Below are 11,630 nucleotides of genomic sequence, written 5' to 3'. Positions count from 1 at the left end.
TCCTAGCAAGAAAAAAAGCCCATTTTTTGGGCTTATTCTTGTTTTTGTGTTTGGTTATATTGATTCATGATATTGTTAAATGGGACATCATTTACAAAATCTTCAACAATCTCTCTTGATATTTTTATAGCCTCTTCAATAACTGATTGATTTTGTTTTAAGAATTTACCTAAAACGTAATCTTTGCCTTCAATTAAAGGATTACTCCCAATACCAACACGTAGTCGTTTAAACGATTTTGTATTTAGATGATTAATGATTGACTTTATACCGTTGTGACCTCCACTTCCCCCTTTGGGGCGAAGCCGGATATTACCCACCTCTAAAGCTAAATCATCATAAATAACTAAAATATCTTCAATCGCAATATCATAGTATGAAATAACTTGTTGGAGACTTTCACCACTTAGATTCATAAACGTATGAGGTTTTAACAGGAGTGTGTCTTTAAATTTAACAATTTCACCTTTAAATTTATTATCTTTTTTAAAACTTAAACGATGAACATGGGCAATATGATCTAGTACCATAAACCCTATATTGTGTCTTGTATAAGCATATTTACGCCCTGGATTTCCTAATCCAATAACACATTTCATGTTATCGCCTCTTTGGTTTAATAACTACGTGGCGATTATTTCCTTCTCCTTTAGACACTGTTGAGACATCGCGCCAATCGGCTAATTTCGTGTGTATAATTCTTCTTTCATATGCATTCATTGGATCTAATCTAGCTTCAACTTTCGACCGTGCAACATTTTTAGCTGTTTTAGTAGCTAAAATTTCAAGTTGTTTTTTGCGATTGGCTTTATAACCACCTATATCAACCTGAACGATGGTGTGATTATCATAAAATTGATTTATTAGGTTACGAATATAGTATTGAATACGCTCTAGTGTTTTACCACCTTTTCCTATTAATAAAGGATTTTCATCTGTTTCAATCTTATACTCAATCTTATTATCACGTACACGCATTTCAATATTGGCATCAATCTCCATTGTATTAAAAATTGTTTCAAGTGTTTCAAATGCAATTTCAGCAGGATCAACTTTTACGGTCGCCTTGCATATATATGTTTTGATAATCATACCTTTTTTATTAATAACTTCGACATCTAAATATGACTTATCTAGGCGCATTTCTTTTGCGGCATAATCTAGTGCATCATCCACATTTTTTATTTCGAATTCTAATTCTTTCATTGTATCATCCTTCTCACAAAATTACTTTCTTCTCTTTTTCCATTTCCATATGTTTTTTGTACGATATTTTACGTGTAATATAAGTTTGGAAGAATTGGAAGGCATTCCCTACAATCCAATATAAAGCGATACCATTGTTTGTTACTGCGATACTCACTAACATGAAGACCATAAAATAAGACATATACTTCATTTGTTGCTGTGATTTAGCAGCTTGTTCAGTTTGATATTTTTTGTTTTGTAAGTAATCAGGTTTCTTCATAGAATAGCGTTGGTAAGCAAACATTAACACTCCTACTAAGATAGGTAAGATAATTTCTGGAAATACACCAAAGAATCCATCTGCCCAAATAATACCTGATTTTAAATCAATGCCAAAGAATGTATAGTCCAATGCTGCATAATCACGAGCACCTTCTGCAATTCCATTTGATAAAGGCATTCTTCTTACAACTTGATACATTGCGATGAAGATTGGCATTTGTAGGAAAGGTAATAAACATCCTAATGGGTTAATATTATATTCCTTGTATACAGCCAAAGTCTCTTGTTGCATTTTTCTTTGGCTGACTTCATCATCTCTACCTTTGTATTTTTCTTGTATTTTGTTTAGTTCAGGTTGAGCCGCTTGCATATTCATTGTCATAGCATTACTTTTCGCATAAATTGGCCATCCAATTGAACGAATAATTAATGTTACAACGATTAATCCAGCCCAATAGTTATGTCCTAATTGTTGACTTACCCAATATGTAAAATCAGCGATATGAGTAATGATCCATTGTAACCATCCCCATCCACCTTCAACACCAATTGGTTGCTTATACATTGTCGTTCCTCCACTACATGAACTTAGTAGTACTACAAGAATGACAGTAACAGCAAGCAATTGTATTCTTCTTTGCTTCGTCATTTTAATCACCTATTATTTTTAGTTTTCTCAACAAATACATTAATTGTTTTTGTTGTTCTTGAAACGTCAAATTCGACGCATTATTCTTGATAACCACAAACAAATCTACTGGTTGCTCAATTTGTTGCATACGAATAATCTCTCGAACACGACGTTTCGCCAAGTTTCTTTTAACAGCATTACCAAATTTCTTTGATACACTAACAGCAAAGCGATAATGAGTTGTGTCATGGTTATTTTTTTTGTATATAACAAAGTATCGGTTTCCCGCACTATGTTTATGCTTTATTAACTCTTTTATCTCACTGTTTTCTTTAATTCGATGTGCTTTATCCATTGTAATCACCAACCATTATAAAACCCACCAAAAAAATATGAATATATATTTTTCAGGTGGGTTCGGGTATATTAATATATTACGGTTTTATTTAATATGTACTTATTTGGTTAGTTGCTTACGACCTTTTGCACGTCTTCTTTTTAATACTTTTCTACCATTTTTGCTTTTCATTCTTGAGAAGAAGCCATGCTTTTTCGCTTTTTTACGCTTGTTTGGTTGATATGTTCTTTTAGACATGAATCAACACCTCCTAGTTTCATTGTAACCATGCTATGCTATTATATATATATATTAGTTTGATGTCAACTATAAACAAAAAAAATCTATCGCTAACCTATAATAAACTCAAATTAATCACAAATTATTATAAATAAAACAGCACTTTAAAAAAAGTTTTCCACACCGTGATTTGGCTTTATTCCTATATTTCCATAAATGCAATTGTGGATAAGTGGAAAGTGTCTACAAATTTTTAACACCTTTGTGGAAAAGGTTCTTTAGTCCCTACAAAAAGGGCTTTCCCATTACACGTATTGTTGATAATGGGTGTGGACAATTAAAGTTTTCCACATTATCAGTGTATAAGTTTTCGTTCTTTTCCACTAAATTATATGATATATTGTTTACGAAAGCAAGAGGTGAAATAGATGGATCAATTTATGCTTGTTTGGAATGACATAAAATCACAAGTTAAAGACGATTTAGATGATGTAGTATATCAAGAGATTTTTGAACCAATCGATACCATTTTCAAAGTGACAAACAATTATATTTATTTAATAGCACCGAACGATTTTATTAAAAAGCGGATCGAGATGCTTTATTTAAATAAATTAAACCGCTATTTAAAACATAAATTTGAAGATATCCACAAATTTAAGATTATTACCGAGAATCAGGCTAAAGAAGAATTGGATGATCAAAAAGAATTTTCAATTACTGAGCCAGAGGATTTAACAAAAAAAACCTTAAACAGCAACCTAAACACCAGTTATACCTTTGATAGTTTTGTTGTAGGTAATTCTAATAGACTAGCTTACACAAGTGCCATTAAGGTTGCTGATCAACCAGGAATTGTTGCAAATCCTCTATATATATTTGGTGATGTTGGGTTAGGTAAAACACACTTAATGCAATGTGTGGGTAACTATGTCCTTGAAGGGAATATAAATGCGAAAGTTCTATATGTAAAAACAGATCAATTTGTTGAAGAATATGTTCGGTTAGCTAGTAAAAAGAAATTTGATGAATTTAACGATAAATACCGTGATGTTGATGTTTTACTCGTTGATGATATTCAGTTTCTTGCTAAAAAGGAAAAATCGCAGGAAGAATTCTTTAAATTATTTGAAACATTGCATAGTAATCACAAACAAATTGTTATAACGAGTGATAGAAGTGCTGCTGAATTAAAAGATATAATGTCTCGTTTAACATCACGATTTGAATGGGGTGTTACGGTAGATATTAATCGTCCAGATTTAGATCATCGTATAAAAATTTTAAAGAAAAAATTAAAAGCAGAAACATCAGATGCTAACTTAATACCTCAAAGTGTCATTGAATTTATAGCAAGTATGTTTACTAATAATGTAAGAGAATTAGAAGGTGCATTAAAAAGAGTGTTGTTTTATTGTACAGCCTTCAATCTCGACTTTACTGTAAAAAATGCTGAAGCTGCCCTTGAGACTTTAATAAAACCAAAAGTTAAAAATAATGATGTAACAAATCATAAAGTTAAAAACATTATGAGTGTTGTCAGTGATTATTATCGTATTAGTACAAGCGATATGGTTTCCAGAAAACGTTCTGCTAAGTACGTTTTTCCTAGACAGGTAAGTATGTATTTAATTAAAAAAACATACGACTTACCTTACAAAAAAATAGGGTCCTTCTTTAATAATAGAGACCACTCAACAGTCATGCATTCCGTTGAAAAAATTAGGAATGAAATGGAAATGGATAACAATGTTAAAAAAGATGTGGAAAAACTCATGGTTAAATGTGGAGAAAACTAAAAAAAAATACCAAAATATGGCTTGTTTGTGTTATAATAGAGTAAGAAAATAAATCTTTTCCACATTTCCACACAACATAATAATAACAATAAAAAGAAAGATAATTATTTAGAGGTGATGGTATGAACTTTCAAATTAACAAAGATGCTTTACTAAACAATTTACTAATTGCTCAAAAAGCATTATCAAACAAAACACCTAATCCTGCTTTACAGGGCATTAAATTAGATGTTTTCAAAGATCAATTAATAATTACTACTAGCAATTCAGATATTGCTATCAAGCTTAATATTAAAGATCCTAGCTTGAATGTTGAAACAGAAGGATCTTTATTAATCCCAGGGAAGTATTTTATTGAAATTATCCGGAAACTAGATGGATTAAAAGTAAATTTATCACTAGTGGCAGATAACACACTACGAATTGAAGCAGATCGTTCTGACATCACATTAAATATGATGGACTTAGAAGACTATCCTGAATTAAAATTTAGTGAAAAAGTTAAATCTATCAAAATTAATGTTAGAATATTAAAATCTATTATAAGACAAACTTCATTTGCTACATCAACTATTGAAAATAGACCTATCTTAACCGGTGTTAACTTTAAAATAGATGGTAATAAATTAACAGGGATTGCGACAGATAGTTATCGATTAAGTCAAAAAGAGATTGAACTAAAAGACACTTATGAACCATTAAATATTATAATCCCTGGAAAAAGCTTAGAAGAGTTATTGAAAGTGTTAAACAACAATAATGATGAAGTTGAGATTCATTTTGATCATTCGAAAGTTTTATTTAAATACAATAACATATTATTTCAATCTAGATTGTTAGAAGGGAATTACCCGGAAACATCAAAACTTATTCCAACAGAATTTCCAATTGTAATTAAATTTAATAAAGAAGATCTCATGACGGCTATTGAACGGGCAAGTTTATTATCTAGTAGAGATGGTAACAACGCCATTGTTAAACTCAGTTTACGCAAAGACAATATTGTTGAGATTACTTCAAACAGTCCTGAAATTGGTAAAGTTTTAGAAGAGGTTTATCCAGTTGATGAGATTGTTGGAACACCATTCAAGATTGCATTTAGTTCAAAATACATCTTGGATGCTCTAAAAATCTTTAATTCAAGCGAAGTAGCAATCAATTTTACAGGTGAAATAAGACCTTTTATCATCAAAGGTGAATACGATGATAAAATGTTACAACTTATCCTTCCTGTAAGAACAGAATAGACCGAAATTTTCGGTCTTTTTTTTGCACTAAATAACCTTGTTTATTCTTTTAATATATTATATAATTATAATATAGTATATATATGAAAGAAGTGTGTATTATGAAAGAGGCGCCAATCACAACAGAATATATTACCATAGGACAATTTTTAAAGTATATGAACATAGTCTCATCTGGTGGAATTGCTAAAGCTTTATTAGAAAATGAGCAAATCACTATAAATGGTCTTGTAGAAACTAAACGCGGAAGAAAATGTTATCCAGGAGATGTTATCGATATCATTGGTGATGACACCTATAAGATAACTCACAATGAAAGTTAAAGAATTAGCGTTAAAAAACTTTCGTAACTACAATACCTTCAAACAACCATTTAACTCCAATAAAATTATCTTTGTTGGTGATAATGCTCAAGGTAAAACAAGTATTCTAGAAGCATTGAATATGTTAGCCTTCACAAAGTCACATAAAACAAATAAAGATCAAGATGTAATTCAAATCGGCGATGAGTATGCCAAAATTAAAGGTCTCATTGATTTTAAGGACAAAGAAGTATCTTTAAGTGTCATTATTTCGAAAACCGGTAAAAAGGCAAAATATAATGGAATTGAAGTAGAGCGATTAAGTGAGTATATCGGATCTCTTAACGTTGTTTTTTTTGCCCCAGAAGATTTAGACCTAATTAAGGGGAACCCTAAAATAAGACGACGCTTTTTAAATATCGAGTTAGGTCAGCAATCAAAAGCTTATATGTATAACTTAAAAAAATATCAAACGCTTTTGAAAGAGCGGAATAATTTGTTAAAAACCTTACAAGAAAAACAAACCAATGATTATTTATTGCTAGAGGTTATCACAGAACAATTAATAGATTACCTAAAGCTTTTGGTGAATCAAAGGCGCGATTTTATCAAAACAATTAACGAATACGCAAATAAATACTACAGAGTATTAGCAGAAAGTAATGATCAGTTAAGTATTGAATATGCACCATCGATTGAAGATAACTATGAAAAAGTATATCGGTCTAAGTATAAGTATGATATTATCACCGGTACGACAAACCTAGGTGCTCATCGTGATGATTTAAAGTTTCTAATTAACCAACACGAAGCAAAAACACATGCTTCTCAAGGGGAATTAAGAACATATGTATTATCGATTAAATTAGCATTGATAGACTCTATATATCAAACAACAAAGAGATATCCCGTACTTTTATTAGATGACGTGCTAAGTGAGTTGGATAAAAAACGACAAAACAAATTGTTTCATGTTGTACAAGAGAATATTCAAACATTTATAACAACAACAGATTTAAAACATATCTCTAAAGAAGCATTGGGAAAGACAGAAATATACACCATTAAAGAAGGTACAATTAAGGAGTTGAAACAGGATGCAAAAATATGATTCAAGTAACATCCAAATACTAGAAGGGTTAGAGGCCGTTAAGAAACGTCCAGGAATGTACATCGGATCAACAGGACCTAGGGGACTACACCATTTAGTTTGGGAAATTGTTGATAATTCAATCGATGAAGCATTAGCAGGGGCAGCGAGCAAAATAACCGTAGAAATATTAAAAGATAATGTTATAAGAGTTGCTGATGATGGGCGTGGAATTCCCGTTGATATACATCCTAAAACTGGATTACCAGCGGTTGAAACCATTCTAACAACACTCCATGCAGGTGGAAAGTTTGATAACAACTCATATAAGGTGTCTGGAGGTCTTCATGGCGTTGGTGCCAGTGTTGTTAACGCGCTTAGTGAATGGATGAAAGTAGAAATTTATAAAAATGGACGCATGTATACACAACGCTATAAACGTGGTATTCGTGAAACGGACTTAGTTGATCATGGAGAAACTACTAAATCGGGAACCATCACAACATTTAAAGCGGACCCAGAAGTATTTACAGAAACTACGCACTATGATTATGAAATTTTACGTAATCGCGTACAACAACTTGCTTTTTTAAATCGAGGAATTGAAATTGAAATCAATGATTTTCGTGAAGAAGAGCCTGTATTGAATCAGTATTATTATGAAGGTGGAATCAGAGAATATGTTGATTTTTTAAACCAACATAGCGACTCTTTACATGAAACAATCATCTATTGTGAAGGTGAGATAGATGATATTATTGTAGAAATAGCAATGCAATATAATAGAGACTACCGACCAAATATATTTAGCTTTACAAATAATATTAACAACATTGAGGGTGGAACCCACGAAGAAGGCTTTCGTATGACTCTCACCCGTGTGTTAAATAATTATGGTAAAGATAATGGTATTTTCAAAAAAGATGAATCTCTTATTGGGGAAGATACTCGAGAAGGACTTATCAGTATTATTAGCGTTAAACATCCAGACCCACAGTTTGAAGGACAAACGAAATCAAAGTTAGGTTCTACAGAAGTCCGTAAAATCGTCGCTAATATTTTAAGTGAAGGTTTAGAACGCTTCTTATATGAGCATCCGAATGAAGCTAAAATCATCATTGAAAAAGCGTTAATGGCATCCCGTGCTCGTATTGCAGCGAAAAAAGCACGTGAAGCAACCCGTCGTAAATCACCATTAGATGGATTAGGGTTTGCATCAAAACTAGCTGACTGTAGAAGCAAAGACCCTAAAAAGTCTGAAATATATATCGTTGAGGGAGATAGTGCCGGTGGAAGTGCAAAACAAGGTAGAGATTCAGAATTTCAAGCAATCTTACCCCTACGAGGGAAAGTTATTAACGTTGAAAAAGCGCGTCTTGATAAAATCTTAGGAAATAAAGAAATTGTTTCAATGATTCAAGCATTTGGAACAGGTATTGGTGATGAATTTAATATTGACGAATCACGATACCATAAAATAGTCATCATGACCGATGCCGATGTCGATGGAGCGCATATCAGAACCTTATTATTAACGTTCTTATTTAGACATTTAAAACCACTTATTGAACGTGGATATGTTTACATTGCACAACCACCGTTATATAAAATACAACAAGGTAAACGGATAGAATATGCCTTTACTGAAGAACAACTCAAAGTGATACTTGAAGATTTTGGTACCAGAGCATCTATTCAACGATACAAAGGTCTTGGTGAGATGAATCCAGATCAATTATGGGAAACAACAATGGATCCTAAGACAAGAACCTTGTTACAAGTCACACTTGAAGATGCAATTGAAGCAAATGACGTCTTTAGCATGTTAATGAGTGAAGATGTGGCACCACGGCGTGAATTCATTGAAAAGAACGCTAAATACGTGCAAAACCTTGATGTATAGGAGGCAACTGACATGGATGAAAATATGACATTATATGATAAAATAAAAGGCATTAATATTGCTGATGAAATGAAGACCTCATTTTTAAGTTATGCAATGAGTGTTATCGTAGCACGCGCATTGCCAGATGTTAGAGATGGGTTAAAACCTGTACATCGTCGGATTCTTTATGGCATGGACGAACTCGGACTGTATCCAGAAAAATCGTACAAAAAATCAGCTAGAATCGTTGGGGATGTTATGGGGAAATATCATCCTCATGGTGACAGTGCGATTTATGATGCGATGGTGCGTATGGCACAAGACTTTAGTTATCGTTATCCCCTAGTAAACGGGCATGGTAACTTCGGTTCTATAGATGGCGATGGCGCAGCAGCTATGCGTTATACAGAAGCCAAAATGCATAAAATCACATCTGATATGCTCGCAGATATAAAAAAAGACACCATAGATTTTGTTGAAAACTATGATGGTACTGAACAAGAACCAAGCGTATTACCTGCAAAATATCCCAATTTACTCGTCAATGGTGCAACTGGGATTGCGGTTGGTATGGCGACCAATATCCCTCCACATAACCTTACAGAAGTCATTGACGGCATTTTAGCCTATATTAAAAACCCTGAAATAGAGATTGATGAATTAATGTCTTATATTCCTGGCCCGGATTTTCCTACTGGTGGAACTATTCTCGGCCGTACAGGATTAAGACAAGCTTATGAAACGGGTAATGGATCAATAAAAATTCGGGCTAAGAGTGAAATCAAGGAACTCAAAAATGGCAAAAAACAAATTATCGTTACGGAAATCCCTTACCAGGTTAATAAATCACGTTTAATTGAAAAAATCGCTAATTTAGCGAAAGAAAAACGAATTGAGGGAATTACGGATTTACGTGATGAATCAAATCGTGAAGGGATACGCGTTGTGATGGAATTAAAGCGTGGGATCAACGCGGAAGTTACATTAAATAATTTGTATAAATATACACCACTTCAAACATCATTTGGAATCAATATGTTGGCATTAAACAATAACCAGCCACAAGTCATGCCACTCAAAGATATCTTAATGCATTATGTGGCGCATCAAATTAATGTTTTAACACGTAAAACAAATTATGACTTAAATAAAGCACAAAAAAGAGCCCATATTGTAGAAGGGCTATTGATTGCTTTAGATAATATTGAAGAAGTCATCAAGACAATCAGAGAATCTTATGATGATACAGAAGAAAAGTTAATTAATCGCTTTGATTTAAGTGAAAAACAAGCTAAAGCCATTTTAGAAATGCGCTTACGCCGCTTGAGTGGTCTTGAACGAGAGAAATTAGACCAAGAGCTTATAGATCTCCAAGTGACGATTGAAGAACTTGAATTTATTCTTAACAACGAATTTAAAAAATATGAAATTGTTGAAGAACAATTAATTGATATCAAAAATAGATTTGGTGATGAACGCCGTAGTGAAATTAGTTTATCACTTGATTTAGAGTTAGAAGACGAAGACCTAATTCCTGAAGAAGATGTCATTATTACCATTACAAACAGTGGTTATTGTAAACGCATGAATACTGAAGTCTACAAAACACAAAACCGTGGTGGTAAGGGAATGAAAGGTATGCAAACACTAGATGATGATGTTGTTGAACACGTTATTTTTACCTCAACACATAACTACATTTTATTCTTCACAAACACTGGTAGAGTGTACAAAATGAAAGGGTATCGTATACCAAACTTCGGTCGAACATCTCGGGGATTACCATTGGTAAATTTACTTGAATTAGCTGAAGGAGAAAGGCTAACCGCAGTAACCAAAATTGATGATTTTGATAACGATAAATTTCTTTTCTTCGCAACTAAAAAAGGTGTTGTGAAACGGACAAAAGTATCTGAATATCAAAATATTCGTACAACAGGGATTAAAGCAATTAACTTAAGAGACGATGATGAGTTACTCGCAGTACGTTTAACTGATGGAACGAAAGATGTCTTATTAGGCGCATCGAACGGAAAAGCTATTCGTTTTGATGAAAATGATGCACGACCAATGGGGCGCGTTTCAACGGGTGTCCGAGGGATACTGATTGAAGATGATCAAGAGGTCGTTGGATTTACCGTCGTATCAGAAAATAAACATCAAGTCTTAGTTGTGACAGAAAATGGATATGGAAAACGTACCGAAATGACCGAATATCGCCAACAAAATCGTGGCGGTAAAGGTGTAAAAACCTTGCAAATCACAGATAAAAATGGTGCGCTTTGTAAAATGCGCAGTGTAAATGGTACAGAGGATTTAATCATCACCACGACCAAAGGTCAGATTATTCGTTTACCAGTTGAACAAATTGCTATATCAAAACGCGCAACTCAAGGGGTAAGACTTATCAACTTGAATGATGGACATGAAATTGCGTCATTAGCCATCATCGAACCTGAAGAAGATGAGGAAATCTTATTACCGGCTGAAGAAGTGATTGATACACCCGTGATTACACCAGAAACTAACCTTCAAACCATTAAAGATAAGCCTTTAGAAAAAGTCACAGAACATCCACTTCAGGAAACTGATAAAGACGATACTACTGAATAAGAGAGGAATTTTCCTC

11 protein-coding genes are annotated in these 11,630 nt (G+C 33.1%); 6 read left to right on the top strand and 5 right to left on the bottom strand.

Translation table 11 applies throughout. The features are described 5' to 3' along the window. Positions 1 to 32 precede the first annotated feature (32 nt). The 5 genes from pth to rpmH form a co-directional block, all read right to left on the bottom strand. The gene (gene pth, locus UMR38_02250) at positions 33 to 599 is read right to left on the bottom strand and encodes an aminoacyl-tRNA hydrolase (GenBank protein MEC9484681.1); all 567 of its coding nucleotides are present in this window, start codon (positions 597 to 599) and stop codon (positions 33 to 35) included. Position 600: 1 nt separating this feature from the next. Next, a complete protein-coding gene (jag, locus tag UMR38_02245) occupies positions 601 to 1,206 on the bottom strand; it encodes an RNA-binding cell elongation regulator Jag/EloR (protein MEC9484680.1) in 606 nt (201 codons plus the stop codon). Positions 1,207 to 1,219: 13 nt separating this feature from the next. Then, positions 1,220 to 2,119, bottom strand: a complete 900-nt coding sequence (locus tag UMR38_02240) for a YidC/Oxa1 family membrane protein insertase (GenBank protein ID MEC9484679.1) — start codon at positions 2,117 to 2,119, stop codon at positions 1,220 to 1,222. Position 2,120: 1 nt separating this feature from the next. After that, a complete protein-coding gene (gene rnpA, locus UMR38_02235) occupies positions 2,121 to 2,456 on the bottom strand; it encodes a ribonuclease P protein component (protein MEC9484678.1) in 336 nt (111 codons plus the stop codon). Between the two features lie 102 nt (positions 2,457 to 2,558). Further along, positions 2,559 to 2,696 (bottom strand): 50S ribosomal protein L34, encoded by a 138-nt coding sequence (gene rpmH / locus UMR38_02230; protein ID MEC9484677.1) that lies wholly within the window; start codon positions 2,694 to 2,696, stop codon positions 2,559 to 2,561. A gap of 410 nt (positions 2,697 to 3,106) precedes the next feature. Between rpmH and dnaA the strand changes: the two genes are divergently transcribed. From dnaA to gyrA, 6 genes are all read left to right on the top strand, one after another. Further along, entirely contained in the window at positions 3,107 to 4,477 is a 1,371-nt protein-coding gene (dnaA, locus tag UMR38_02225) for a chromosomal replication initiator protein DnaA (GenBank protein MEC9484676.1), read from the top strand. Between the two features lie 122 nt (positions 4,478 to 4,599). Next, positions 4,600 to 5,724 (top strand): DNA polymerase III subunit beta, encoded by a 1,125-nt coding sequence (gene dnaN / locus UMR38_02220; protein ID MEC9484675.1) that lies wholly within the window; start codon positions 4,600 to 4,602, stop codon positions 5,722 to 5,724. A gap of 101 nt (positions 5,725 to 5,825) precedes the next feature. After that, positions 5,826 to 6,047 (top strand): RNA-binding S4 domain-containing protein, encoded by a 222-nt coding sequence (locus UMR38_02215; protein MEC9484674.1) that lies wholly within the window; start codon positions 5,826 to 5,828, stop codon positions 6,045 to 6,047. Further along, positions 6,037 to 7,137: a DNA replication/repair protein RecF gene (recF, locus tag UMR38_02210; GenBank protein MEC9484673.1), complete on the top strand. Its 1,101-nt coding sequence runs from the start codon at positions 6,037 to 6,039 to the stop codon at positions 7,135 to 7,137. Before UMR38_02215 ends, recF begins: the two co-directional genes overlap by 11 nt. Further along, positions 7,124 to 9,019 carry a DNA topoisomerase (ATP-hydrolyzing) subunit B gene (gene gyrB, locus UMR38_02205; protein ID MEC9484672.1) on the top strand — a complete coding sequence of 632 codons (1,896 nt, stop codon included), beginning with the start codon at positions 7,124 to 7,126 and terminating at the stop codon, positions 9,017 to 9,019. Before recF ends, gyrB begins: the two co-directional genes overlap by 14 nt. Positions 9,020 to 9,031: 12 nt before the next feature. After that, complete coding sequence (gene gyrA, locus UMR38_02200; protein ID MEC9484671.1) at positions 9,032 to 11,614, top strand: DNA gyrase subunit A; 2,583 nt, start codon at positions 9,032 to 9,034, stop codon at positions 11,612 to 11,614. The last annotated feature ends 16 nt before the right edge of the window (positions 11,615 to 11,630 follow it).

This window comes from Candidatus Izemoplasma sp. (genome assembly GCA_036172455.1).
Taxonomy (GTDB): domain Bacteria; phylum Bacillota_I; class Bacilli_A; order Izemoplasmatales; family Izemoplasmataceae; genus JAIPGF01.
Note: the sequence above shows the minus strand (reverse complement) of the source record. Positions and strands in the feature narration are given on the sequence as shown.

Bases quoted from the DNA above. Each gene is read 5' to 3' on its own strand.
- UMR38_02240 (MEC9484679.1), bottom strand. From the start codon at position 2,119: ATGACGAAGCAAAGAAGAATACAATTGCTTGCTGTTACTGTCATTCTT.
- gyrB (MEC9484672.1), top strand. From the start codon at position 7,124: ATGCAAAAATATGATTCAAGTAACATCCAAATACTAGAAGGGTTAGAG.
- dnaA (MEC9484676.1), top strand. From the start codon at position 3,107: ATGGATCAATTTATGCTTGTTTGGAATGACATAAAATCACAAGTTAAA.
- rpmH (MEC9484677.1), bottom strand. From the start codon at position 2,696: ATGTCTAAAAGAACATATCAACCAAACAAGCGTAAAAAAGCGAAAAAG.
- jag (MEC9484680.1), bottom strand. From the start codon at position 1,206: ATGAAAGAATTAGAATTCGAAATAAAAAATGTGGATGATGCACTAGAT.
- recF (MEC9484673.1), top strand. From the start codon at position 6,037: ATGAAAGTTAAAGAATTAGCGTTAAAAAACTTTCGTAACTACAATACC.
- pth (MEC9484681.1), bottom strand. From the start codon at position 599: ATGAAATGTGTTATTGGATTAGGAAATCCAGGGCGTAAATATGCTTAT.
- gyrA (MEC9484671.1), top strand. From the start codon at position 9,032: ATGGATGAAAATATGACATTATATGATAAAATAAAAGGCATTAATATT.
- dnaN (MEC9484675.1), top strand. From the start codon at position 4,600: ATGAACTTTCAAATTAACAAAGATGCTTTACTAAACAATTTACTAATT.
- UMR38_02215 (MEC9484674.1), top strand. From the start codon at position 5,826: ATGAAAGAGGCGCCAATCACAACAGAATATATTACCATAGGACAATTT.
- rnpA (MEC9484678.1), bottom strand. From the start codon at position 2,456: ATGGATAAAGCACATCGAATTAAAGAAAACAGTGAGATAAAAGAGTTA.